We start from the raw sequence: 25,715 nt of genomic DNA, 5'->3' as shown, positions 1-25,715 counted from the left end.
CTAAATCTTAATCTATAATCGGAACAAAATCGCGTATAAAGAACTCCCCTTCTTCCACATGTCCGAAACCTCCAAATCGTAGGGTATAATTATCATAGGTTGTGTTGTCCGGCAACAAAGTGGTTCCATCCGCAGCTGACAAAGCGGTTGTTCCATCAAAAACCACAGTTACCCATGAATCAAAATCTGCAGCATCAATTGTTACTGGAATTACCGTCCATCTCTGAAAGAAATTACCATCGACATTATCATGTAAAATGAGTTCAACCAAAGGTTCTAGGTTCCCTGAAAAATTATTGGATGAAGGAATATACACATCAACACTAAATCGGTTTACCGTTGAAAAGTCAATATTTTCAGATTGGGGAACAAATTTAAAGTCCTCAAAACCACCGAATGGTCCATTTTCAGGGCGCAAAATACGGGTTACAGCTCCCGTCCCTCCTGCAGGATCAGACACACGATAGGTAGGTGTTACCCCTTGTTCGTTTGTTGGGCGTGGCAACAAGTTAAGTCCTGCAGTATCATCCCCTGTTTCGAAACTGTAATAAAATGGAAGACCTGCACTAGCAAAGGCATCAGCCCTTGGATTACCATCTGCTATGAATGATGTTACCGCCTCTAAGTCCCGAACAAAGAACTCACCTGCTTCGGTATGACCACTTCCACCAAAACGTAAGGTGATATTGTCATAAGTCATATTGTCCCCCAACAAGGTACCGTCATTGGCTGATACCGCTGCGCTGCCATCAAATCGTAAGGTTACCCATGAATCAAAATCTGATGCTTCAACCGTTAAAGCAATAATGGTCCATCTTTGAAAAAAGTTACCATCTATATTATCATGTAAAATAACCTCAACCAGCGGTTCTAAATTTCCTGAAAAATCATTAGTTGAAGGGACATAAACATCCAAGGTGAACTTATTGAATGAAGAAAAGTCAATAGGCCCTGACTGTGGTGCGAATTTAAAATCTTCAAATCCCCCAAAAGGTCCATTTTCAGGTCTTAAAATTTGTCCAACTAATCCATCGCCACCGGCAGGATCATCAACTCCCAAATTAAAAGTTACTCCCTGATTGGCCTGTGCCAAAGGAACCAGATTACGTCCAGATTCGGGATCATTCACCTCAAAAGTAAAGAAGTAAGGTGAAATTGAACTTTGGCGTAACTCGTCAGCTCTAGGGGTTTCTAGACAAACATCGGGACATGATCCTCCACAATCTATACCTTCCTCATCTTGGTTAAGAATACCATCGGTACAAGATGGACATGCCACACCGGTACTGCCTCCGCAGTCAATACCTTCCTCATCCAAATTCTGGATTCCATCTGCGTTGGACGGTAGAACTGTACTTAGTGCATCAAAAAAATTCTCTTGTTCACAAGAAATGATTAGTGTTACGACCACCAGGGCACATAGCCCACTGAGTATCGTTTTTATTTTATTTGTTTTCGTTTTCATTTTTCCTATCCTTTCGGTTTGCGTAACTGTTTTTTAATATCCTGGGTTTTGCTGCAACAATCCCTCTGGGTAAGTATCTATTTCTTGTTGTGGAATTGGTAGTAGCAAGTCGCGAGGTGTGGAGAAGTCCGTTTTTCCTATCGCCTGAAGTGCTGGCTCTATAACACCCCCACCATCTAATCTTTCCCATCTTACCAAGTCTGTAAAACGGTTCCAACCTTCGGTTGCCAATTCCCTTCGTCTTTCGTCCCTAACTCCTTGCATAGTATAAGCTGGAGCAGCCAGATTGCCAGGACCATAAGCTCTATCAATTACCTGCTGGAAGGATGCTTGCCCATTGCCGCCACCTCCCATTATGGAAGCCTCAGCATGCATGAGTAGCACATCTGCATAACGTAATATCTTTTCATTAAGTGGTGATCCCTCAACGTTGAGCAGTTCCTGAACCTCCTCAAAGGTTAGGAAGTATTTTTTAGCTCCCGTATTGACCCCAATGGCATAGCCAAAGTTGTCAGGCGCAGGATCAAAACCCAAAGCGGCCAAACCGGGTGAATTCAAATTTTGTCCGGGCAATAAAAAGGTGGCCTCCTTTCTTTGGTCGCTATCGTCAAAGAAATCCACCAAATCCTGGCGAGGAATAAAGTTGTTGAAAGAGGGATAAGTTCCTGAAAGGAAAGGAAACGACCATCTCCACATACCTGAACCCTCTTGTTGTTGATTGGTATTGACAAAACCTCCTGCAAAAAGTCCATCTTGATAATTGATTTCGAAAAGGGATTCCGGGCCAAATTCACTAGTTTGTAAAAAGTTATTTCTAAAATCATCTTCTAAACTATACACCCCCTGGTTAATTACCTGTTCTGCGCTGGCAACAGCTTCTGACCATTTTTCTTGGTACAGAAAGACTTTGGTAAGCAATCCCAAAGCAGCTCCGGAAGTTGCTGAACCTTGAACTCGTTCATCACCTCTTTGAGGAAGAATACTAGCTGCTGCTTGAAGATCTGCTTCGATAAAGGCATACACTTCAGCAGCTGTGGAACGTGCTCTGAAAATCTCTTGTTCCGAAGAGGTAATCGGTTCATCAAATAAGGGAACTCCACCCCACAAACGAACCAATTCAAAATAATATAGCCCTCTCAAAAAACGTGCTTCGGCAACGATTTGCTGCTGCAGTCCTTCTGTTTCGTAGTTTTCAAAATTTCCAGCTAGGTCGATGGTAAAATTGGCGCGCCCCACAGCTCTGTACCATTTACTCCACAGTGAAGCTACTGATGGTAAAGAGGGAATGATTGTACTAAATTGATCATACTGTGCCCCTATAGCCCAAAAACTTGCGGATTGCGAATGTAGATCGTCAGCCCTTACACCTTGCGAAAGCAAAGGAAAAGTCTGCTGCCCCCCTACTGCCTGCCATTGCAGTGGATCATAAGCAGCGTTTAAACTCGCTATCACATCACTCTCTGTATTAAAAGCGGTATCTGCGTTGATTTCGGTTACCGGTTCCAAATCATCTATTTCCGCACAGGAAGCAAACATCACTAGGACAGCGGCAAAAAATATTTTATAAATCGTATTCATCACGAATGTTTTTTAGGTTTTTGGAATATTAAAAATCAAGATTTAAACCAAGGAGAAATTGCCTTGCTTGTGGAAAGAATCCTTGGTCGATACCAATATTAAGTGGAGAGTTCGGATTGTTTTGTCCAATTTCAGGATCAATGCCATTATATCCGGTCAATACAAAAAGGTTTTGTCCCGAGACATAAATTCTAAGACCTCTCATACCTATTTGTTCCATAACATCTTTTGGCAAGCTATAGCCAATGGAAACGTTTTTCATTTTTAGATAACTACCATCCTGAACATGAAAATCTGAAATCAGCTGTTCTCCGTTTGGAGTTGTGCTGACCGCTATATTCCTTGGAGCACTAGGTTCTGTAACATAAGAAGCAGGCCTATTGGTTCCCAAAGCATCATATCTAATGGTAGCATCGAAAATATCGTTACCTAACGTTCCCGACATGAACGCAGAAAAATCGAAGTTTTTATAGTTTAACCCAAGCGTCAATCCCACAGTGGCATCAGGATTAGGGTCACCTATTATGGCCCTATCTCCTTCGTCTGGGGTCAATTGGTTGTTTCCGCTATTATCCAGGTCTGCGAATACCAGATTACCAGCCGCGTCCACACCCTCTACCACAAAGCCAAAAAAACTGGCAATAGGATCCCCTACCTGGGTACGGGTTGCAAAATCATTAAATTGTGGACTTAATTGTGCACCGGGAATAAAGGATGTCTCTCCCAAATCGGTCACTTCGTTCTTGTTGAAACCTAGATTGGCCCCGATGTTCCATCCAAATCCACTTTCATAGTTTTCCCTATAGGAAACTAGTACCTCGAATCCGCGGTTTTCCACCGCTCCTGTATTCTCTATTGCCGGATTCAATCCTGAAGTGAGTGGTGTGGTGGCACCCAAAAGAATATCTGAAGTCTCTTTAATGTAATAGTCCAGGGTAATACCCAACTTATTATTGAATGCATTTATATCCAGACCCACATTGAATTGTGTAAGTTCCTCCCATCCCAACACTGGATTTGAAAGACTTGTCAATGCAATACCGGGTTGACCTGCATAGCTTGATTGCGTGTTTACTGTTGCTGCATATGCAAATGGAGATGCCGACTGGTCATTTCCACTAATTCCCCAAGCACCTCTTAATTTCAAAAGGTCAATGTATTCTATACCGTTTAGGAATTCCTCCTCGGAAATCACCCAACCCGCAGATACCGCAGGAAACCATCCTACGCGATTGTCAGGTCCAAAACTTGAGGACTTATCTCTACGTAGAACAGCACTAAAAAGGTATTTTTCCTTGAAATTGTAATCGATTTTTCCAAAGAAAGATTCTAGATTCCTGGGAAACGTTACCCCAGGAGTTACGGTTGCGTCCGTAATATCCTCTGAAAGTGCAAAATTGACTTCATCAAAGTTGTTGGTAAGAAAAGAACCCGTATCATTAATGATATCACCTCCAATGAAGGTAGTCTCCACTGCTTCGTAGCCGACCAAAACGTCTAGATCATGGTCATCACTAACCCATTTATCAAAATTATATTCAAAGGTTCCACCCCATTGTCGATTCTCCTGACGGTTCTTAATTTCCGTATAATTAACTCCGGTAGAGGTATCAAACTGTTGTTCGGGCTGTACTAATAGCGGAGTAAAACTACGGTTGAAGATAAAGTTATTGAAAGAGCCGTACCATCCCCTAAACTTTAGGTTATCCACTATATCGTAGTTTAACGAAAGATTCAGGTTAGTAGCATCTTGTGTCGCTTGGTTGTTACTAATAGCGATAGAAAACAACGGATTGGTAACAGCACCCAGACTGTTTAAAGGAACTCCATTTGCTACTGGGGTTCCACCATTGATAAAAGGATTGAAAAAATTACCTGCCTCGTCAAAAGCTGGATAAATAGGTGGAAGTGCATTAATAAAACTGCTAATGCCTACTCCCGCACCACCATTGTTTTGCGGGACCGTAAAAAGGTCGGAAAACTGATATTGGGCAGAAGCATCAAGGGTAATCCTGTCGGTTAAATCAATACTAATAGAACCTCTAATATTTCTCCTTTTGAATTCGGATTTTCCTTCACCACCTAGAATTCCTTCTTGGTCAAAAAAGCCCCCAGAAAGCGAATAGGACAAACTTTCTGTACCTCCAACCACGGAACCATATACATTTTGTATTGGTGCATCATCGAAAACAACGTCATACCAATCTGTATCGGGAAGCAAAACTCTTTCTTCCTCGGTAAATGCACCTCTAAAACCAGGGGCGGTATTTCCACCTACAGCGGCCACGCCCTCATTGTAGTATTGCAGATATTGGTCTCTGTTTAATAAATCGGGTTTATTAAATAAAGTCTGTATACCATAAAAGGTATTTACTGAAATCTGGGGCTTCATCTTCCTTTTTTGCCCCTTTAAGGTTTCTACCAGGATTACGCCATTTCCACCTCTAGAACCATAAATTGCTGTGGAGGCAGCATCCTTTAATACGGTCTGAGAAGCGATGTCATTGGGGTTTAAAAAACTAAGGTTTGGAACCTGAATCCCATCCACAATGAACAATGGGTTGGAATTATTTGGTGTACCAATTCCTCTCACCCTAACCGTCTGTGGGGAGCCAGGTGAACCTGAGTTTTGTTGCACGACCACTCCGGGAATAGTACCCTGCAAAGCAGCCTCTGCTTGTGAAATGGGTAGCTGTTTAATAGTTTCCGCCTTTACTGTGGCCACCGCTGTCGTTACCAGCCTTTTGTTTTGCGTTTGACCATACCCAATGATGACAACCTCATCTAAGGTTTGCGTATCCGTATTCAAAACTATACTCAGGAACGTTTGTCCATTCAAACTAATTTCTTGTGAAGTATATCCGATATAGCTTACAACAAGAATTGCATTCGTATCAGATACCTCAAGGGTAAAATTTCCATCAAAATCAGTTTGTGTTCCATTCTGGGTGCCCTCCTCTAGGACCGTAGCTCCCGGAAGTGGCCCACGAGCATCACTTACTTTTCCAGTAATGGTCTGTGCATTTAGACCTGACACCAGAGTCAAGAATAGGATGACAAGGCCAAAAGATTTTGCAATCATACTTTAAGTTATTTGATTATTTAAGTGCTTAAATTGTTGGTGATAGGATGTCCTATAGAAAATTCCTATTCAGCACTTTAAAATTATCTGATAGGTTTGGCCGTTTAAGAGATTTTAACAAATCGGAGAAGTGTTGAGTGAAGACATGACATATTAATTCCAAAATCAAAAAGAATTAGTATATCATTGATTTACAGTAATTTATATTGTTTTTATCCTTTTAACGAAAACTAAGCGAAAACGGTTTCGTAAATATTACGCTTAATCGAAGAGTATTTGCTGAAATCGCAATTTTAAGTGTGGAAAATTGCACTTTTCCAATAAATCTGAACCATTAAAATGAAAATGATAATTAGGAGGTCAAAATCCAATTCATAGTCAATTTTTAAAGCAAAAATTAAGTAACCCATCGCAGTCTATACTGGGTCAAAGCAAAAACTAGATGAAACAAAGTGAAAAATGAAAAAACCCCGGCGATACCGAGGTCTTAAAGTAGTGATCGCGGAAGGATTCGAACCTTCGACCGTCTGCTTAGAAGGCAGATTTATGTATCATTTAAGCATCTGTATATCAAATATTTAATATCAAAATAAAATTAAAAGTCCGAAATAAGACGGAAATATTTTTAAAATTCACTTTAAATTATTCGTATTCGACTATCCTCCAATTATAGGCTTAACCTTGGAGGATCCTTTAAAAAACTAACCCTACAAGATATCAAATAGCATTGTTGTCAGGTTGATTTTTATCAGATATGCCTTTCAGAATGGTCCTTATATTTGAAGAAACCTTTCTTAACCATGTTTTGGGTAGCTCTAATTGCTGTTTATATCATAATCTCCCTGGTGTTGGTAGTAGGGATATTGATAAATGGCATTAGACCGGCTAAAACTTTAGCTTGGTTATTGGCAATTTTTACAATACCAGTTGGTGGTATCTTACTTTATCTTTTAGTAGGTAGAAATCGAAGAAAGAAAAAGTTATTCCCTTTGCAAAATGATTTTCTACAAAAAATCGATTTTGAAAATATTCGTACTAATGTTCCCAATTTCCCCACAGGGGGAAAGACTATTGAATTGATAAATGCGACAAGTAATTATCCTTTAACCCAAAGGAATAGAATTGCAATTCTCAATAATGGTCAAGAAACCTTTGAAGCTATATTTTCCGCTTTACAAAAGGCCAAAGAACACATTCATTTTCAATACTACATTTTTGAAGAGGGCCAACTAGCGAGTAGGTTATTGGACATTTTCAAAACTAAGGTTCAGCAAGGTGTCAGGATTCGACTTTTGTATGATGGGATTGGAAGTTATTCCCTTAGTAAAAGCTATATAAGGGATTTAAAGAAGTCAGGTGTCGAGGTATATCAGTTTTTGCCCTTTCGATTTGGCCGTTTTTTATCCTCTCTCAATTATAGAAACCACAGGAAAATAATCATAGTGGATGGTGAAATTGGGTTTACCGGGGGAATAAACGTTTCTGATAAATACCTAAGAGGTGAGGATGTTGAAGGAAATTGGAGGGATATTCACTTAAAAATAGAGGGTGAATCGGCTTTTTTACTGGATACCGTATTCGCCGTGGATTGGTACTTGGCTTCTGGTAACAAAGTGGTTATCAAAAGGCAGCCTCAAAAATTGCAGATAAGTAATGAGGATAAGCTGGTACAAATAGTACCTAGTGGCCCAGATGATGATTTTGCTACCATGGAACAAGTGTACTTCTCAATCATTAACAATGCCAAGCAAAGTGTTTTTATTTATAATCCATATATCATTCCCAATTATGCCATACTACAGAGTTTGAAAACCGCAGCTTTAAGTGGATTGGATGTACGGCTACTAATGTCTGAGAGTACAGACAGCAAACTGGTGGACTGGTGTGTTCGGGCCTATTTTGAATCGTATTTGAAGGCTGGAATCAAGCTATACCTATACCCCAAAGGTTTTATGCACAGTAAAGTTGTCATTTGTGATGACAATTTGGTCAGTGTGGGAACGGCGAACTTAGATGATAGGAGCTTGCACCAAAATTATGAAGTAAATGCTATTGTTTATGATGCGTTGATTTGCCAACAAATGAAGCAACAATTCTTGGAGGATTGTGAAAAGTCCATCCTACTGAATTACGAAGAGTATAAAAAGAGAGGCTGGTCTACACGAATATTGGAAGGCACCGCTAAACTAATGAGTCCGTTGTTATGAAATCAAAGTTTCAAAACCCAACTCGTTTCTACATCCCCTATTCTCCTCCCAACAATTAATATTATAAATGGTGGTTTCAGCAATGTTTTTAATGGCTTCTTCCGTCATGAATGCCTGATGTGGAGTCAATAAAACGTTAGGTAATTCAATCAATTCCAATAGTAGAGGGTCATTGATACCGGTTTTGGTGTTGTCTTTAAAGAAAATCCCCTTTTCAGATTCATAAACATCAGTGGCGTAGCCTTTCAATGTTCCATTTTTGAGCGCTTCCAATAGGGCCCTTGTTTTTACAACGGCCCCTCTGGCAGTATTTATCAAAGTAGTGCCCTTCGTCATTTTTTGGAACAACTTCTCGTCAAACATGTAATGGGTCTCATTAGTCAAAGGAACATTGATGCTGATAATGCTGGCGCTTTTGCAAAGTGTATTCAAATCTGTGTACTCCAAATCGTACTCGCTTTCCAAATAGTGGTTGATCTCTATATCATTGGCAATGATTTTACAACCAAATGCGTGGAACAACTTTACCAGGATTGAGCCTATTCTTCCTGTTCCAACGACTCCTACTGTTTTTCCTTTAAGGTTATTCCCCATGAGTTGGTCCAAGAGGAAATTCCCCTTACTTACTTGGTCATTGGCTTGTATTATTTTTCTGTTCAGTGCTAACAACATTCCTATGGCGTGTTCTGCAATAGCATGAGGAGAATAGTCTGGAGCATTTGCAACCCTGAATCCAATTCGCTTTGCGGATTTCAGACTGACATTATTGTAACCAACAGACCTTAAACTAATATGGTTAACTCCCAAATCCTTAAGTATTTCCAACACAACTAGGGAAGCATCATCACCCGAAAAAATGGAAATCGCATCGTAACCAGCGGCTAAAACCGCTGTCGTGCTGTCCAAAGATTCCTTGACGAATTTCATTTTGTGCCTCCCAGCATTTGCTTTTAACAGTGGTTCCTTTTCAAATTCCTTTGTGCTATAAACTAGTAACTTCATTGGTGAGTTTTTTGCGAAATATTAGGTCTTGCTCCTTTAAGGCGAATACAACAAGCTTTATATAGTCGTCTATGGTTCTATCAATATCCACTGGGTCTGTAATGTCAATATTTCCCCTCCAAATTAGTTGTCGTTCCTTGCCAACACAGATACAATACAAGGAGGTTTCAGCCTGATAGACCATATATTCGTCATAATAATTGTCCTCATAGTAAATGGACTGATGTTCTAAATAATCATTGTTGAACGTATCAAAGTATCTGCCTGAATTGGACATACGTTCTTTAAACGATTGTTTATTTTCTGAACCAATTATCTTGGTGAACAGGATGGCATCAAAATCCCTATCGAGCAGAAGTTGTTCCACTTCAGACAGTTCTTCTTCCGATTTTTCCGAAGAGGTAAATTCCACATCAAAAAGGTCAACACTCCGAAAAGACTCTATGTTTCTTTTGTCAAATTCATTTTGAAGCTTGGTTTCAAATTTGACACGTGCATCCTTGTTAGCGGTCATTCCCACTAAAAGCACTTTATTGGCATCGAAAATTACAATCTCCGGGTTTTTCCAGTTATTTACCAAACTAGTGGAAGTACAACCGGATATAAGCATTGCTAGTATTGAAAGAAATTTTTTCATGTTTTTAATATTGGATTTGTTTGGTTAAATGGCCAAATACCCCCTCGATTAACCAAGTAGCTTTTTCCGTTTTCTTTTCTTCATGATTTCAGATATGACTTTGAAAATGTATAGCTTGGCCACTTCATACTTTTCCATGTGTTCTACCATCTCTTTCGCCAATCTTTTGTGGGTTTCGAGGTAGGCACTTTCCATTTTGATTTGGTCAATATCATCGAGCATGATGATCAATTGATTCTCATGCAACCTTATTTTAACGTGCAGAAGCTGCATATTTTTCTTTGATGTAAGCAGAGCATCAGACGAATCTTTTACCTGTTGGAAGAAGTCACCATCCAATACATCCAAAGTATAGTCCTTTACAATATTGTCCAAGAACTTTTGTTCGTCTTTGATGAATGCTAGTTGGGATAACCATCGCTTCGATTCCTGATGCATTTCATCCGCACTAAACCATTCTTGATACTGTTTATTTTTTTTGGTCTTTTCCATGATTTCAAAACTTAGGCGGTAAAACCTTGGTTTACCGCCGTGATTAATTAAACGACTTCGATGACCCGTTTGGGTTTTTCTTTGGCCTCTTCCATTTTAAAAAGATGTAGTTTCAAAATCCCATCCTTATAGGTGGCTTTAACGTCCTTGCTTTGGTCTACCGCACTAGGGAGTTGCATGCTTCGCTTAAAACTGTTGTAGTTGAACTCCTGTTGGGTATAAGCCTCCTCTTCTTTGGTCTTCTCTTTGGTTTTTTGGGCAGAAACTTCCAGTAAGTCATCTTTCATGGTGATCTCAAAATCCTTTTTGTCGAAACCAGGAGCCGCAAGTTCAATTTCGAAATCATCTTGGTGTTCCTTAATGTTCATTGCAGGCAACGACTTTTCTAGGTTAAAGAAATCATCGTTGATAAAAGTGTCGCGATTAAAAAAATCAACGAGGTTTTCATTCCAGGGGAATCTGTTTTTGTTAAATCTGACGAGTGACATAATTATAATATTTAAGATTAATGAATTTGAATCGAAACAATTTAAATCTTACTTCAACTTCAGTAAATGATATAAATCAACCCGAATGCCTTATTGGCTACTTGGAAGGTTTTTTGCGTTTCAAAATAGAACCCGCATAGTTGTAGATGTCGGATTTCAGTTTGATATAATTCGCAAGATGTTTGGAGACACGTTTGCTCAGTTCTTCATGTTTTTGGTTATAGGCCAAATCACAAGCAGTTGATGCACATTCCAAAATACCTCCAATAGTACTTTCATGTTTACCTATGAGCTCTTTTATCTTTTCTTTCTCCTGAATTGACTTTTTGTATGCAATCTTGAAAAGCTCCAAACGTTCAAAAAGATTTGGGGTACGTGGTTCAAATACATAAGAATGCAGAAGCCGATTTATAAAGGTCATCTCATCATCGATAAACTCAATATTGGACTTCCATTTTTGGAGATCGCAATACAGTTCTTCAGGTTTTTTCCCTTGATATGTAGCTTTTTTTTCCGTCAAAACAGGTTCGGATTGATTGAAAGGGAAAGTATTGAAATGGGGTGGTAAACGAAATGACCTACATCATTATTATTTCTCAAACCCCTGTTAAACCAATACCCGTTATATCTTTAAGGTCTTTCTGGCAAGAGCTTTAAATTGGTTGTGGGTCATACTGTCAACCCTTTCATTGCTTTTGATTTTTTTGGCCAATTTTGGATTGTTCTCCTTAAGATCACGATAGAACTTATCCGCAGCCTCTGCTGGGCCAAAGAGTGCTATTTGGTCTGCATCTTCAATAAAGGCGATAATATTTTCAAAATATCGCCTCAGTTGATGTTTTTCACGTTCCAAGTATTTGCTATCCTGCACAACATCCTGTGGACCCCACTTGGTTTTTGATCTAGCACCCCCTTTAGGGTTAAAAAATTCAAGTTGCGAGGCAATTGTTGAAGAGCGCTCTGACTCATTTTCAAAAACAACCAAATCGCACTTCTGTTTGTCCATCCATATCCCGATTTTCTTCATCTTTTTCAGCTTATTTGTTATCGTTCAATTCTAGGATTGGAATTTTGGGGTCATATCCAATTTCCTTGACTAGCGGATTGGATAGAATACTACCAAAGAAGAGATGTCTGCGATTCATGAACGAAATCATATCACAGTTTTTACTTTCCATAAAAAGATTTATCCCCTTGGCCACATCCACTGATGATAGAAAATGTGATTCATAGTCTGCTCCGTGCAGAATATCCTCGAGTAGTTGCTTGTTGGCTTTTTCTTTGGAATTTAACTTTCCATCCTTGTTTTTATCTATGTGAACCACATGTATTAAGGCATTATGTAACCCTGCTACTTCCAAGAGGTGTTTGATTTCACTTTTCTTAAATGCGGTTTTGTAGTCTGTAGGAAAAGCAATTGTTTTTGGGTTGGAATAAAAATGACCCTCAGGAACGCCGATAACCGGACATTCTTTTATTTTCTCCATCACGGAAACCGTATTGGTACCAAAAATCCTGTCCTTTGAATCGGTAACACCTTTGGTGCCCATTACAATAATATCGATGTCTTTGTCGGCTATCATGTTTCTTACGGCTTCTACTAAGCTGTTGAATGTACATTTGCTGTGAAACCTATGTTTATGATTTTCCGGTTGGATTTTTACTTGTGCCAATAATTTTTCCATTCCCTTCTCTGAGGACGTTTTAGCCATTTCATAATAGCGCTCGCCAGGTTCTGGCACCATCATACTATCTAAAGTATATCCAGATGCTTGGTATGCATTCAGAAGATAGAAATCGCACTCAATGTTGGCATAAAGACCTTGGGCATAGTTGATGGCATTGAGGGAGTTTTTGGAATAATCGGTAGGGAGCAGCACTCTTTTGTTCATAGTTTTTACTTTTCATTAAAACTACTTCAAGCGTATTTTGCGCACCATGACTTTGGTCAACTTAACCTGAAATAGTCTTATGGCAGTGTTGACTGATTTCTAGTCATGATATGGGAAAACCATGAACGGAATTGAAGTATGAAACCCGATTTTCTTTAATGTAGGTTCTATGAAAATGCGTTCCATGAAGGTGTGTTTGTTCCTAACCATAGTTAAAAGTCCGATGTTATGCTCGGTTTCATAACTATTTATGGCTTCAATCAATTCCTGGTCTGGCAAATTGTGATATACATAATCCATGTCCTTCAGCATGTTAAAAAGAACCGCTTTGTACTTTTCTTGTTCGGCTGTAAGTCCTTCTGGCACAGCAACATGCATAATATGAAGTTTAGAACTATGCAACTTCACCAAATCCTGTAGAAAATAAAGGTCGGTTAATCCATAATCGACTTCAAAATCGGTGGGAAACAAAATGTTCTCAAGGGATTTGAAATTGCATTCCTGTGGAATTACCAGAACTGGGGCTTTGGATTTTTTTAGTACGTGTACAGCATTAGATCCCAAGAATATTTCTTTTGCACCCGTGGCACCTTGGGTTCCCATTGCGACCAAATCAACAGTTTTGTTCTCTGTCATTTCTTGTACTTCGCCTACCAAATGGTTAAAGGCCGAATGGATTAGGAAAGTGTGCCTTGGGTTGTTGAACTTTGTTTCCACTTTCTTTTTGACTTTCTCCAAACGACTTTCCGTATAATATTTGTAATCGTCAGGAAAACCAATTTGACCAGGACTCCCAAGGGCATAATCCACTCGGTAAATAGCCGGTGTGTATACGTGCATCAAATGGAATTGGCAGGTAGTATCTTTATAAAGTTGAAGACAGTAATCAATGGCATTCTGAGCATTATCAGAAAAATCCGTGGGTAGGAGTATATTTAGCATGGGTCCCTATTTATACCTTCAAAAATATGTTGACTGGACAAGGTTTACCATGATATTCCTCAGACTCAAAAGCCTGTTCCAACAACAAAAAAGTGGGATGATGGGAGAGGACATGTCTAATGAAAAGGAAGTGTTGCATGAATTTCTAGCCTTACTGACGTAGGTCATTTTCCAGAACTTTTGGTCAACCTAATTTGTTCCAAATACCAAAAAATGGAACAAATGAAATCAATTGGGAGCACTCTAAATCCAAATACGGCCACCGTGGAGACTTCAAAAAAACTTGAGGATTTTAGAAAAAAGATAGGTGAGCTTCAAGGAACCCTTACCAATTATTTAAACAGGAACCCAACAATACCTTATTTAGAGGAAACCCGGGAGATAGCATTAAGCATACAGGAGCTTAGGTACAAGCATAAATCCTTGGTACAACAGTTCACGGATACCATCGGTACGGGTCGAAATTTCTCAATCTTATCCCAAAAACTCAGAGGTCTGGAATCGGAATCCTATTTTGTGGAAAGTGTATTGCAAAGTTTGGTCAAACCCTAGTTTTTGGTTAGAGTTTCTTCACAACTACTTCAATTGATATCATTTTTTCCCTTGGAAGCAATGTTTCATCTATCCCTCAAAATCGGGAAGTACCAATAAAGGAATATCGCTTTTAAAGCTTACTTTCTTCACTATGGGTTCCTGGGTCAACTGCTCAAAAAAAGTGTGTTTGTAATTGGTAAGAACGATTAGGTCTGCTTCCTGCTCTTTTGAAAAGTCCCGTATAGCTTTGGAAACTGTAGTCTTGATAGACTCCTTGTAAAAACTATGGGGGATGCCATCTAAACGTTGTTTTAGGATTTGTTTGTTGGATTTTTGCATATCACTTAGAACGAATTCCTGAGCAACGTGAAATATTTTGATTTCGGAGTTCCAATGATCCATTAGTTCCAATAGAGGCTCAAGGATACTTTTTGGAAAGAAATGTGCATATTCTGTGGGAAACACAACCGTGGCAAGCGACTTAAACTCAAAAGAATTTGGAACCGCTAGCAGCATGCAATTTTTGATATTTTTAAGTACCCTTACTGTATTGCTGCCCAGAAAAATTTCCTTGGCCCCAGTGGCTCCTTTAGTGCCCATTATGATACCATCAATATCCAGTTTCGAAATTTGCATCTTGATGCTTTCGACCAATTCTCCTTGAATGGAATGGGTTTGAAAGTAGTGTTTTGTGTTGGTATGATTGTGTTGGAGATAGGACAATATCTGAGCAAGCTCCGTTTTGGAATGTTCTGCTAAGGACTGTTGGGAAAGACCGGTTCTAACTGAACTTTTAAAACCTGAAACATTTTGAATTCTTGGTTCGTAGGCGTGCATTAAGTGAAAGGTGCATTCAAAATCTCCGTAAAGTTTTAGTGCGGTAAAAAGTGCGTTCCAGGCGTTTTCGGAAAAATCGGTGGGCAGTAAAAGCTGTTTCATATTTTCCAGTTTAAATGTTTTCAGAAGTATCCTTAATCACCAAAAATGGTACGTTTGAGCTATATCCTATGGCATCAACATTTTGTTTGACAAGCAAGCGCTCAAGAAATGCATGTTTTTTGTTCATCAATACAATCAAATCTATTTCGTTGTTGTCCACATAGGTATGGACGACATTCGGTTTGTACTGTTCAGTGATGTCTTCAAACCGTACTTTTCTTCCTTTAAAAAAATCGGCTAAATGCTCTTTTTTCTGTAATTGGTCAGTAGATTTTTCATCCTCTTCTGTCGCATGTACTAAATGGATTGTGGCATCCCATTTTATGGTTAGCTCTTTTATAAGATGTAAGTCCTCTGACTTATACTTTCTGTCATACCCGGTAGGGAACAGGATGTTATTGATTGCTTTAAATGGATAGTTCTCTGGTATCGCCAATACTGGAGTATGGGACTTTCGTATTACATGCACCGTATTGGAGCCCAAAAAGAATTCTTTGGCGCCCGAAGCTCCTTGTGTACCCATAATTATCATATCTATATCCTCCTTTTTGCAGATTTCATCAACCTGGTCGGTCAGGGTACTAAATGCGGAAACAGTTTCATATTGATGCAAGGGATTTATATACTTTTCGGTGATATGGTTCAAAGTCCATTCCAGGCCCTCCAAAGAAGCATCAACACCTTTATCTGGGATAGTACTTACCGCCGGCCCCCCAATAAGATAATCTAGGCGATAGAAGTTTGGGGTATAGGTGTTCAGAATATAAAACAGGCATTTCTCATTCTTGAAAAGCTCTAAAGCATATAGTATTGCATTAAGGGCGTTTTTCGAAAAATCTGTAGGGAGGAGTATTTTCTTCATGGATGTTAATTTATCTAGGCAGATTTTGCATTACCATAAATGGTATTTTGATTTTCAATCCCAGTTGGTCGATTGTGGAGCTGTAAAGCATATCCTCAAAGAAAGAATGCCTGGAATTTACCATGGTAAGCATATCCACATGGTTTGCCTTTATATAGTCCAGTATGGTTTGAACTCGATTTTTTACCGGAGCGGTTTCAAAAAATAGATACGCCTTGGTCAGATTACCTTTTAGAAAAAGTTGATTGTCCACTTGGCGTGCACTCAGGACATTAAAATCTGATAGATATAGAAAGTGAATTTCCGATTTAAAATTACCCGCGAGCTCTGATAACAGTTTCAATTCCCGTCTTTTGAATGGGAGCATATAATCTGTTGGAAACAAAATGGCCTTGGGTTGCTTATATTCAAAATCAGATGGAACAGCTATTACCGGACATTTAACGTACTTGAATACTTCTATGGTATAGCTTCCAAAGGAGGTTTTATGGTTACTGTTTTCCCCTTGGGTGCCCATAATAATGAGGTCAAGATTGTGCTTTTCAACCAAGTCGTTGGCTGCATCCACCAAACTGTCAAAAGCGGCTACAGTATTAAACTTGTGCAATGGATTGGGAGGCGTTCCTTCAACGGAGGAAACCAGTTCGGTAAGCTTTTTTTCAACCTTTTTGCGAATATCTTGCTCCAAAGTCTTTCGTTCTTCCACGGTTGTGTTTTGGTAAGGTCCATACACCTCTTCTGCAAATGCATGTAAAAGAAAAAATTCTGCTCTAGTGCACTTGTACAGTTCTTGCGCATACTGTAATGCCTGCAGTGCATTCTTGGAAAAATCAATTGGAATCAGAACTGTTTTCAAGGTCTCATTTTAACCTTAAAAATATGTGGTGCCTTCAATACATAAAATGATATTCATCATTCATGGAACTCTCGAAACTTGTTTTTGTTCGTGTACCACATAGAAAGGAACGGTGGTATGAAAGCTGATTCTTTCCACGATGGAATCAAATAAAATCTGTTGCAAGAAATTTAAGTTTTTGGCCACCATAATTATCATATCAACATCCCTGCTCTCAACAAAACACTGGATGGCGGCTTTTACTTTTCGGTTGGTAATGGTGTGAAAACTGTAGCGTTCCAAAAATGATTCAACTAAAAAATCTGTCAGGTATTCCTTGTTTTTCAATTGTTCAGTATTCAACTCGGTATCTTTTTTCAATACATTCATGACCCTAATTTTACCAAAATCCAATCCCAACATTTCGGAAATTGAATTTAAAATTCCGTGGGTGTAAAAAATATTGAAATCAGTGGGAAATGCTATCTCTGAGGGTACTTGGAAAACTACATCTTTAGGAATTACTAGTGTATTGCACTGTACTTTGGTAATTACATCGCCTGCATTACTTCCCACCACCTTTTCACGTAGACCTGACACACCTTTGGTGCCCATTACAATTAAATCAATCTGTTTTTCTTCAAATTGCTTCTTGATGGTCTCTATAAAAAACCCTTGCTCCACTATGGAATGAAATCTGTGATTGGCACCGTTACTCCATTTTTTGGTCCTTTCATTTAATTCCGATATTTGGCGTTTTGGTCCTTTATAATTTTTGGAGGATGCCCCTTTTTTTTGGGGGTTTAACAACGGCTCAACATGCAGCAAGTAAAAATCGCAATCTTGGTTGTTAAAGATAATCTGTGCGTATCGCAATGCATTTTCAGCATTTTCAGAAAAGTCAATTGGGACTAAAATATTCTTCATCACCACAGGAATAACGTCACTAATTTATAGTGGCCGGGGATATTGTGTAATGACAAATGTCAGATAATGGGAATAATCCCCTTTGAAGACTATTGAATATGCATCAAGGTATCCCTATCCAATATTCTAATGTCCCTATTTTTAACTTCAATCAAACCTTCGTGTTTAAAATCTGAAAGCGTCCGAATCAAACTTTCAGTGGCCACCCCTGCTACGTGGGCTAGATCGCTACGGGTTATATGCAAGGACTTTTTTGGTCCCTTGTTCATTGCCTTTTCAAACTGTAATAAAGTTTGGGCGGTTTTCTTACGTACCGAGCTGTAGGCCATTTGCAATAGTTGCTTTTTTATCTCGGTAATGTTGCCCGCAAGAACTTCCATGAGCTCGAGGGAAACCTTTTTATTGTCTTCTAAGATGGTTCTTAGTTCCGATTTGGCAATACCGGCCATTTCCACATTTTCAATGGCCACCGCATATTCTTGATGTGGTAAATTTTCCAACAGGGAAGTAAATCCCAAGAACTCATCAGCTCCATAAAGGGCCGTAATCAGTTCTTTACCCTGTTCATCCAGTCTATAGCATTTTACCACACCCTTTAAGATCAAGTAAATGAAGTTTGAATGTTCGCCTTCACTAAATACGGTATCCTCTTTTTGAAACGAAGCTATTTGTCCGTAATCATCGAAGAAATTCTTTAGCTCATGCAAAGAACGTATTTGATTCTTACCTCCTTTTTTTTGATGTTTTCGAGATATTGAGGAATCGAGAAACTTTGCTTTTTGAAGCCGGGTATGAATTGCATTCAAAAGCTCTTCTTCTTCAAAAGGTTTTGTCAAATAATCATCGGCACCGAGATTCATACCTTTCCGTACATCTTGTCGCTCAGTTTTTGCTGAAATAAATATAAAGGGTATGTGCCGAGTATCGGGATGGGAGGATAGTTCCTCCAAAACACCATAACCATCAAGTTCGGGCATCATAATATCGCATAGAATGATATCAGGCAATTCTTTTTTTGCAATATCAACCGCTATCTTCCCATGGGCAGCATCAAAAACCAAAAACCCTGATAAATCAAGCAGTTCCGCTATGTTCTCTCGAAGGGAGGTGTCGTCTTCTACCAATAAAATCTTTTTCATGGGCTGCTTATTTAATGGGAATTTTTACAACAAAGGTGGAACCTTTGTTCAATTCACTTTCGAAAGATACGATTCCGCCAAGGTTGGACATATGCTGTTTCACTATATTCAACCCAATCCCTGTACCTTGGGTAGTCAATACATTGCTTGCCCTAAAATACCTATCAAAAACAAAAGGTTGCTCTTCTTCTGGTATGCCTAGGCCCTCATCCTTAATTTTTATGGTCAAACTTTCTTCATCCTTTTCCACCATAAGCTCAATGTTTGTGTTCTCCGGAGAATATTTGATAGCATTGTGCAAAAGGTTTGAAAGGGCCAAAGTCATTATTTTCTCATCAAATGAAATGGAAATACCATCGATATCCTTAGGATAAAGTATGCGTTGGCCCTCCTTTAAAAGGGTATTGGCATTGTACACCACCTCATTGATAACCTTACTCAAAGAAAATAGGGTGGTATTATATTTTACCTTATCGGAATCCAACCGTTCTATAGATAGGAAATCCGTTAAGATGTTGTCCAGATACCTGACTTTCGTTTTAATGGTATCAATATGCTTGTCGCGTTTATCCTGTTGATTTTCCTCAGTATACTTTGACAAGAGGGAGGTAGATGTAAGTATACTTGTCAAGGGAGTTTTGAATTCATGGGATACCAAGGACAAAAACTTGGTCTTAAGCTCGTTTAGTTTCTTTTCAGCTTTTAATGCTTCGCTAAGTTGTAAAGTACGTTGCTCTACCTTGTTTTCAAGAATCTGTGTATAGTTTTTGCGTTCGGTAATATCCAATACAATCGCCACACAAACCTTTTTTTTACCAATGGTTGATAGTTGCAGGTGCACTTCTACAGGATAGGTAGACCCGTCTTTTCTTCGATGAATGGTTTCGAACTCAATCTTTTCCTCAACCCCATTAAGCAAGGGCCTAATCAAACGTTTTAAACTTTCTTGGGTAAGCTTGGGTTCTACATCAAGAATGGATTTCTCTTCCAATTCTTCAATAGTATACCCAAGGTTCAATCGAGCTCCGTAATTCACATCCAAAAACGTAAAGCTCTCCGCATCGAATACGAATATTTCATTGAGTGACTCATTAAAAATACGATACCAATGGTCTATGGCCTGCTCTGCCTTTTTTCTTTCGGTGATATCCACAACCAAGGCCATAACATACTTCTTACGAAGTAAACTAAAAGGATTCAACCCAATTTCAAGTGGGAACTTGGAGCCATCCCTTCGGACACCTTCAAGATCCAGACCCATACCCATACTCCTTTTTTTGCCCTTGACAAGAAAATCCTTAAAGTGCGTTTCGTGAGGAATTCTACTATTCTTGGGCAATAGGATGCTAAGATTTTCACCGTTAAGACCCTCTTCCTCATATCCAAACATGGTATTTACAACCGTATTGCTTGCAACAATGGTTTGTTTGTCATTAACGATAAGAATACCTTCTGAAATTGCCTCAGACAGGATTCTGAAAATGTTATTTTGCTCAAACAGCTTCACCTCTTAAAGGTAGTTCAAAATGCTGATCTTAGTCATTTAATAATACCTTTAAGGGTAATACATTGTAGGTGGAATCGTAAATTATCAAGTCATGATGGTCACCAACAAAAATATCGGAAAAGCGTTTTATCAGAATCTTGGAAAGCTTTTTTATGCTGTCGCAATGGCCGACCACAGTGTTCATATCAAAGAGATTGATAGGTTAAAAGAAATGGTCAGGGAACATTGGCTGGAGGTAGATGAAGTTGAGGACGAGTATGGCACGGATGCGGCTTTTCAAATTGAGACTGTATTTGACTGGTTATTGGAGTATGAAAAGGACGCGGTTGAATGTTACGAAGACTTTGAAATGTTCTATACCGATCATAAAATCCGTTTTGGAGATCAAATCAAATATTTGATTATGGCAACGGCAAGATCTATTGCTTCTGCATTTTCCGGAAGAAACAAGTCAGAATTAATTGTATTAGGAAGATTAGAGCTTCTCTTTAAGACCTGATTAAAGTTTGATGGTCATGATTGGCATTTTAATAGTATTGGCCATTTTTTCACCAATGCTTCCCTTAAAGAAATGGGCAATGCCTTTTCGACCATGCGTAGGTATAACTATCAAATTTGCAGAAATGGATCCCGCGAAGTTGAATATGCCTTGTTCCACGCTGAAATCATGATATAGATTCACCGTATGCGAATGTCCAATTATGGTCGAAAAATCCGCCACTTTTTCGGCAATTTGTCTACTGTTCAAAAAATTGGAACCCTCTGTATTAATATATACCAAGTGAAGTTCAGCGCCGAAAAGATTTGAAAAATCAAGTGCTTTTTGAAAGGCCTTATGGGATTCTGCTTTAAGATTACAAGCAAAGACCACATTTTCGATTTTGAAATCGTGATGTGGCTTTTTGATAACCAATACTGGGACTTCGGCAGAGCGAACCACCTTTTCCGTATTGGACCCAACAAATAGTCTGCTTAAGCCACTTGCACCGTGAGAACCCATTATGATCAAATCTATTTGCTGTTCATGGGCTACCTTGTTTATTTCTTCAAAGACCTTATAGTTTTGAATTATTGTTTTGACAGGAATTCCCATCAAATAAGCCTTGTCCGTATATCTTTTTAATTTTTCCTTTGCCAATTTCATATAGTATCTGGCCTCTTCTTGTTCATGCAACTCTGATTTGGCCAATACCGCTTCTGAAACACCCATCATGTGAAAAATGGTAATAACGCCATTAAGCTTTCTTGCAAGTTGAGCAGCGACTTCCAAGGCGTATTCCGAGCAATCAGAAAAATCTACAGGTACCAATATTTGTTTCATTTCAATTGATTTTAGTGTTCATCAAAACTAGTATCATTAAGACTTTGATGATTTTTAACAGGGATGTCTTGAATCATCAAGTCCAACAAATTTGTTGACTTAAAATTAGTGGTGGATTATACGAGATACTATGACCCACGTCATTTGGTATGAGGAGCACGACTAGCATATTTGTTGTTAAAATGAAATGCTATGGCACTTAATTTCAATCAATATACTTCAGAAGCCAACAGATTCTTAAAGGACTATGCCCAACAGATGAATTTTGGGGAAAACACGGATAAGGCCGGTAGAATACTGACTTCTGTTTTATATGCTTTACGGGATATCATCCCTATGCAGGAATCGTTCCAATTTATGGCACAATTACCCATGTTCTTAAAAGGGGTTTATGTACATGGCTGGAGCGTTGGAAAGAAAAAACCAAAAATCAAACGTATGTCTGAGTTCATCGATTTGGTACGAAAACACGATGGTGCAGCCGCGATAAATGATTTTGAATATAGCGAAGAGGTAGCGGAACAATATATCAAAACAACCTTTATTTTTTTAAGAAAATATATTTCTCAAGGGGAATTAGAAGATATAAGGGACTCGCTTCCTAAAGATCTTAAGGATATGGTTTATTCCAATATTATGTTTTAACAAAAAATAAAAATGAGAAGAATGGAAATGAAAATCAAAACAACATTAGCGGCATTTTTGGTAGTTTCAAGCCTTATGGCGCAATTACCTGAAACTTTTGATAAAGTAGCACCGTTTAGTGAGGGTATGGCTGCCGTACAGAAGGGAGACGCATGGGCTTTTATCGATAATTCAGGAACTCTTGCAATAGATTTCCGAACGGATGTGTATTGGAATCCAGAAGCAAAAAAACATTCAAATGGCATACATACAGTTGAATACCCGCATTTTTCGGATGGCCTATGTATGGTAAAGACCCATGTAGAGGAGATTCCGATTTATGGTTTTATAAATCCAAAGGGAGAGTTGGCCATTGAACATCAATTTTTAAATGTAGGTCCTTTTAAAAACGGTTATACCGTCGGTGTTATATACGAGAAAATATTGAGGGGACAGAATGAGTTCAAACTGGATATCTATGAATACAGGTTTCATGAGGTTTTGATGGATACTTCTGGTACTATTGTAAAGTTTCTAGGGCGACGGTATAATATTCAAATGAGAAAGGACAGGTACAAAATGCCAATGGTTCATGCCAAGCTCTTAAATCACCAATTGATAGCAGTCAAAACAGATAACGAATGGCAAATACAAAAGATAGACCTTTAGCCATCTCCAAAGTTTGACTAATCCAATGCTTATTGGGTAGTTGACCTATCAAGAAGTACATACCAAACAATAAATAAAAGAAGTGTGACCTTTTGTATGAGGGGCAATATAGTTACCCACAAATCAAAAAGGTAAAAGAGGTTATTAAAAGTAAGTGCTGCCAAAAAGAGTAAACCTGCCAAAAATTGTTCTAGATGCCCACCTTGTTTTAGGTCAAAACACAAGAAAAGAACTGAAACCATACCCGATATTCCAGAGTAAAGGATAATCCGGTCATGATTGCCAAAGGGGAGTAAAAGCATTAAAAAAATTGCAAATAGCCCAAATCTATGCCAGACCTTTTGGTACCATATATTATTTGGTCTTGACTTGACCATTACGTTTCTCCATAAAAATAATAGACCAAAACAAATGGACCATAAAGCAACAATTGCGAATGGTCGGGCTAAATTGATGGTTTGCCCTGAAGGGCTAGGTTCAATCAAATCACAGAGATAACCCTCCCAGATTGAAACTGAATTAAAAGGGGAAGTCGATACCGATGACTGCAAATAGAGAAGTATGGAAATTAAGTAGAAAACAATAAAAACTGCCAGTGCCATTTTGGGAATGGTCCATATTGATATTGAATTACCTCTGGAAAAAGTTTCCATAACTCCTTAAAATTTTAGATGGTATATCTTCAGATATGCGAAGTAGGTATAAAAAAAGAACAGGAGGTTCGCACCTCCTGTTCCACTATGAAAAAACCGATTTCATTCTTATACCATCACCCTGTTTTCAATACTCTGTTGCCAAAATACGTAAGACAAAGCATCGGTACTTGATGAAGCCAATTTTCCACCAGGCCCATGTTCCTCATAGGTTCAAAGACCAACCGGTATGAGGTTAAGCTACAAAGAACTTTTCCTCTTTACATTGCTGTAAATATCATTCCGGCTTTATCAAAAATTCTCATGAACGTTAGTAATGGTGCTAAAATATAAAGAGTCTATCATGTCTGAAATGACATAGGTCAGTTTGAGGAAAAAATATTCAAATCAGGAATTCCCTTGAGAAGTTATAAAAAAAGGCACCTTGTTTAAGGTGCCTTTTTACAAGATTGTCTTTAAACGGTTTCCTTTTCTACCTCCTGCCTTTTTGTAACGATTTTCTCTATTAATTCTGGTACCTTTTCAAAGGCTGCCGCAAGCCCATGGGACTTTCCTGCTTCCAAAAAGGATATTTCATCGTCCTTGGTTATCAAAAAACCAATGGGTTCGATTCCCATTCCTGCTCCAGCACCCATACCTTCGCCCTTCCGCACCTTTCCATCAATACCTTCACCACCACCAGAACCAAAACCCATGCCCACCTTGATAACCGGCACGCATTTGAACTCGCCCAGTTGGAATTGTTCTCCAATTATCGTTTCTGTGGTAGCTTCGGTTTTGATAAAATCCGTAATCTGTTTCAGTAATTCTTCAAAATGTAATTCCATGACTTTGAGTTTTATATTTAATAAATGATTTCAATAAACGAATGGGCTTATTCTGTATTTGCAAAACCAGCCTATTTGTATCCCTAAAATTGACTTGACATGGTAATCCGTAAAAACTGACCAGGGCAAAAAACGGATACAGTTTTGCATTGGTTATGTAATTCCCTGTATCAATGTCGAGCCAAAATCTTTTTAGTTCAAAGGTTCTCAACAACCCCACTATTTGGCCAAAGGACCATTTTCTATTCTTGTTTTTCTTTTTAACCCTTTCTTTTGTTTTTTGGATTTTTCTCTTCCTTTTATCAAAAGGGAAAAAGTAATGAGTGAAAAAAAACACCTTCAAACCAATCTTTAGGATTGAATCTTCATCCTCCTCCAACCACATTCGAGCTATTCCCTTAAGGGTTAATTGATATTGATTTTTGGCAGTGTTTATTATCAACTCAATGGGAAGAAATAAAAACCCAACAATAACCAGGATGAACAAAGACAAAAAAACAAGGAATATCATGTCTTTTAGTTGCAAAAAAAGTGCAATAATCACCCATGTACAATGACCGGAATCATTTCATGCGTTGTGCATGGAAAGTAGTTTTGTCCTGGTCCATAAGTCGTTTACATCATGAAGAAAATACAATTGTCCGTATGGTTGATTACGTTCAGCATTGCGATTCTTTCCGCGCAAAACAATACTTCCCGATTACATCTGTTTGAAACAAAATTTAACGCTGAAACTATTGAAACCATTCATGGGGTGGTGTATATGGTTGAGACCATTTTGACCGCGGATAAAGACTATTGTTGCATTCACCTACAACTAGAAAATAATGATGGTCAAGCAAATGTCCATGTCGGACCGGACTGGTATTTGGATGAAAACCACTTTGAACTTAGAAAAGGGGACATGTTGCAGGTAACCGGTTCTAGAATTACACATGAGCGAAAGGAGTTGATTATAGCGATGAATATTGAAAAAAATGGAAGCAACCTTCCCCTTAGAAATGAGGAAGGATACCCCTTGTGGCAAGAGTGTCGTGAAAATCTCAAATCCAACAAGCACTAAAATTGATAAACAGGTTTGACCAAAAACTTA

25 protein-coding genes and 1 tRNA gene are annotated in these 25,715 nt (G+C 38.6%); 6 read left to right on the top strand and 20 right to left on the bottom strand.

Translation table 11 applies throughout. From position 1 onward, the window contains the following. Positions 1-7 precede the first annotated feature (7 nt). The 4 genes from ACSLUF_RS06525 to ACSLUF_RS06510 all read right to left on the bottom strand — a co-directional run bounded on the left by ACSLUF_RS06525 (position 8) and on the right by ACSLUF_RS06510 (position 6,689). The gene (locus tag ACSLUF_RS06525) at positions 8-1,465 is read right to left on the bottom strand and encodes a hypothetical protein (protein ID WP_435625299.1); all 1,458 of its coding nucleotides are present in this window, start codon (positions 1,463-1,465) and stop codon (positions 8-10) included. A gap of 33 nt (positions 1,466-1,498) precedes the next feature. Next, complete coding sequence (locus ACSLUF_RS06520; RefSeq protein ID WP_435625298.1) at positions 1,499-3,043, bottom strand: RagB/SusD family nutrient uptake outer membrane protein; 1,545 nt, start codon at positions 3,041-3,043, stop codon at positions 1,499-1,501. Between the two features lie 28 nt (positions 3,044-3,071). After that, positions 3,072-6,125: a SusC/RagA family TonB-linked outer membrane protein gene (locus ACSLUF_RS06515; protein WP_435625297.1), complete on the bottom strand. Its 3,054-nt coding sequence runs from the start codon at positions 6,123-6,125 to the stop codon at positions 3,072-3,074. Positions 6,126-6,621: 496 nt separating this feature from the next. Continuing rightward, positions 6,622-6,689: transfer RNA gene (locus tag ACSLUF_RS06510), tRNA-Arg, on the bottom strand. A gap of 236 nt (positions 6,690-6,925) precedes the next feature. On the opposite strand from ACSLUF_RS06510, the gene cls reads away from it, so the two are divergent. Next, complete coding sequence (gene cls / locus ACSLUF_RS06505; protein ID WP_435625296.1) at positions 6,926-8,332, top strand: cardiolipin synthase; 1,407 nt, start codon at positions 6,926-6,928, stop codon at positions 8,330-8,332. Here cls and ACSLUF_RS06500 read toward each other — a convergent pair. The 8 genes from ACSLUF_RS06500 to ACSLUF_RS06465 all read right to left on the bottom strand — a co-directional run bounded on the left by ACSLUF_RS06500 (position 8,327) and on the right by ACSLUF_RS06465 (position 13,785). Beyond that, positions 8,327-9,334 (bottom strand): NAD(P)-dependent oxidoreductase, encoded by a 1,008-nt coding sequence (locus ACSLUF_RS06500; RefSeq protein ID WP_435625295.1) that lies wholly within the window; start codon positions 9,332-9,334, stop codon positions 8,327-8,329. The genes cls and ACSLUF_RS06500 overlap by 6 nt on opposite strands. Next, positions 9,315-9,971, bottom strand: coding sequence for a hypothetical protein (locus tag ACSLUF_RS06495; RefSeq protein WP_435625294.1), 657 nt, complete (start codon positions 9,969-9,971; stop codon positions 9,315-9,317). Before ACSLUF_RS06495 ends, ACSLUF_RS06500 begins: the two co-directional genes overlap by 20 nt. 48 nt (positions 9,972-10,019) lie before the next feature. After that, entirely contained in the window at positions 10,020-10,463 is a 444-nt protein-coding gene (locus tag ACSLUF_RS06490; RefSeq protein WP_435625293.1) for a hypothetical protein, read from the bottom strand. A gap of 47 nt (positions 10,464-10,510) precedes the next feature. Beyond that, positions 10,511-10,951, bottom strand: a complete 441-nt coding sequence (locus ACSLUF_RS06485; RefSeq protein ID WP_435625292.1) for an Hsp20/alpha crystallin family protein — start codon at positions 10,949-10,951, stop codon at positions 10,511-10,513. A 97-nt stretch (positions 10,952-11,048) separates the two neighbouring features. Then, entirely contained in the window at positions 11,049-11,471 is a 423-nt protein-coding gene (locus ACSLUF_RS06480; RefSeq protein ID WP_435625291.1) for a hypothetical protein, read from the bottom strand. Between the two features lie 102 nt (positions 11,472-11,573). After that, complete coding sequence (locus ACSLUF_RS06475) at positions 11,574-11,978, bottom strand: hypothetical protein (RefSeq protein ID WP_435625290.1); 405 nt, start codon at positions 11,976-11,978, stop codon at positions 11,574-11,576. Positions 11,979-11,988: 10 nt separating this feature from the next. Beyond that, positions 11,989-12,843, bottom strand: a complete 855-nt coding sequence (locus tag ACSLUF_RS06470; protein WP_435625289.1) for a universal stress protein — start codon at positions 12,841-12,843, stop codon at positions 11,989-11,991. A 99-nt stretch (positions 12,844-12,942) separates the two neighbouring features. Beyond that, positions 12,943-13,785, bottom strand: coding sequence for a universal stress protein (locus ACSLUF_RS06465; RefSeq protein ID WP_435625288.1), 843 nt, complete (start codon positions 13,783-13,785; stop codon positions 12,943-12,945). A 222-nt stretch (positions 13,786-14,007) separates the two neighbouring features. Between ACSLUF_RS06465 and ACSLUF_RS06460 the strand changes: the two genes are divergently transcribed. After that, positions 14,008-14,337: a hypothetical protein gene (locus tag ACSLUF_RS06460; RefSeq protein WP_435625287.1), complete on the top strand. Its 330-nt coding sequence runs from the start codon at positions 14,008-14,010 to the stop codon at positions 14,335-14,337. Positions 14,338-14,406: 69 nt separating this feature from the next. On the opposite strand, the gene ACSLUF_RS06455 is transcribed toward ACSLUF_RS06460, so the two are convergent. The 6 genes from ACSLUF_RS06455 to ACSLUF_RS06430 all read right to left on the bottom strand — a co-directional run bounded on the left by ACSLUF_RS06455 (position 14,407) and on the right by ACSLUF_RS06430 (position 20,528). Further along, positions 14,407-15,258 (bottom strand): universal stress protein, encoded by an 852-nt coding sequence (locus ACSLUF_RS06455; protein WP_435625286.1) that lies wholly within the window; start codon positions 15,256-15,258, stop codon positions 14,407-14,409. 10 nt (positions 15,259-15,268) lie between these two features. After that, complete coding sequence (locus ACSLUF_RS06450; RefSeq protein ID WP_435625285.1) at positions 15,269-16,120, bottom strand: universal stress protein; 852 nt, start codon at positions 16,118-16,120, stop codon at positions 15,269-15,271. A gap of 10 nt (positions 16,121-16,130) precedes the next feature. Then, complete coding sequence (locus tag ACSLUF_RS06445) at positions 16,131-16,976, bottom strand: universal stress protein (protein WP_435625284.1); 846 nt, start codon at positions 16,974-16,976, stop codon at positions 16,131-16,133. A 60-nt stretch (positions 16,977-17,036) separates the two neighbouring features. Continuing rightward, positions 17,037-17,882: a universal stress protein gene (locus tag ACSLUF_RS06440; protein WP_435625283.1), complete on the bottom strand. Its 846-nt coding sequence runs from the start codon at positions 17,880-17,882 to the stop codon at positions 17,037-17,039. An 89-nt stretch (positions 17,883-17,971) separates the two neighbouring features. Beyond that, positions 17,972-19,021 carry a response regulator gene (locus ACSLUF_RS06435; RefSeq protein WP_435625282.1) on the bottom strand — a complete coding sequence of 350 codons (1,050 nt, stop codon included), beginning with the start codon at positions 19,019-19,021 and terminating at the stop codon, positions 17,972-17,974. Between the two features lie 7 nt (positions 19,022-19,028). After that, positions 19,029-20,528 carry a PAS domain-containing sensor histidine kinase gene (locus tag ACSLUF_RS06430; RefSeq protein WP_435625281.1) on the bottom strand — a complete coding sequence of 500 codons (1,500 nt, stop codon included), beginning with the start codon at positions 20,526-20,528 and terminating at the stop codon, positions 19,029-19,031. 91 nt (positions 20,529-20,619) lie between these two features. On the opposite strand from ACSLUF_RS06430, the gene ACSLUF_RS06425 reads away from it, so the two are divergent. After that, positions 20,620-21,027 (top strand): hypothetical protein, encoded by a 408-nt coding sequence (locus ACSLUF_RS06425; RefSeq protein WP_435625280.1) that lies wholly within the window; start codon positions 20,620-20,622, stop codon positions 21,025-21,027. Here the strand turns inward: ACSLUF_RS06425 and ACSLUF_RS06420 are convergent, their stop codons facing one another. Next, complete coding sequence (locus tag ACSLUF_RS06420) at positions 21,028-21,849, bottom strand: universal stress protein (protein WP_435625279.1); 822 nt, start codon at positions 21,847-21,849, stop codon at positions 21,028-21,030. It abuts the gene before it with no gap. A 192-nt stretch (positions 21,850-22,041) separates the two neighbouring features. On the opposite strand from ACSLUF_RS06420, the gene ACSLUF_RS06415 reads away from it, so the two are divergent. Continuing rightward, on the top strand, positions 22,042-22,494 hold the full coding sequence (locus ACSLUF_RS06415; protein ID WP_435625278.1) for a DUF2267 domain-containing protein: 453 nt from the start codon (positions 22,042-22,044) through the stop codon (positions 22,492-22,494). 21 nt (positions 22,495-22,515) lie between these two features. Then, complete coding sequence (locus ACSLUF_RS06410; protein WP_435625277.1) at positions 22,516-23,142, top strand: WG repeat-containing protein; 627 nt, start codon at positions 22,516-22,518, stop codon at positions 23,140-23,142. Positions 23,143-24,250: 1,108 nt separating this feature from the next. Here ACSLUF_RS06410 and ACSLUF_RS06405 read toward each other — a convergent pair. Beyond that, positions 24,251-24,622, bottom strand: coding sequence for a GerW family sporulation protein (locus tag ACSLUF_RS06405; protein WP_435625276.1), 372 nt, complete (start codon positions 24,620-24,622; stop codon positions 24,251-24,253). Positions 24,623-25,244: 622 nt separating this feature from the next. On the opposite strand from ACSLUF_RS06405, the gene ACSLUF_RS06400 reads away from it, so the two are divergent. Continuing rightward, positions 25,245-25,685, top strand: a complete 441-nt coding sequence (locus tag ACSLUF_RS06400) for a hypothetical protein (protein WP_435625275.1) — start codon at positions 25,245-25,247, stop codon at positions 25,683-25,685. Positions 25,686-25,715 lie beyond the last annotated feature (30 nt).

The sequence above is a fragment of the Flagellimonas sp. genome (assembly GCF_965601775.1).
In the GTDB taxonomy this organism is placed as follows: Bacteria; Bacteroidota; Bacteroidia; order Flavobacteriales; family Flavobacteriaceae; genus Flagellimonas.
Note: the sequence above shows the minus strand (reverse complement) of the source record. Positions and strands in the feature narration are given on the sequence as shown.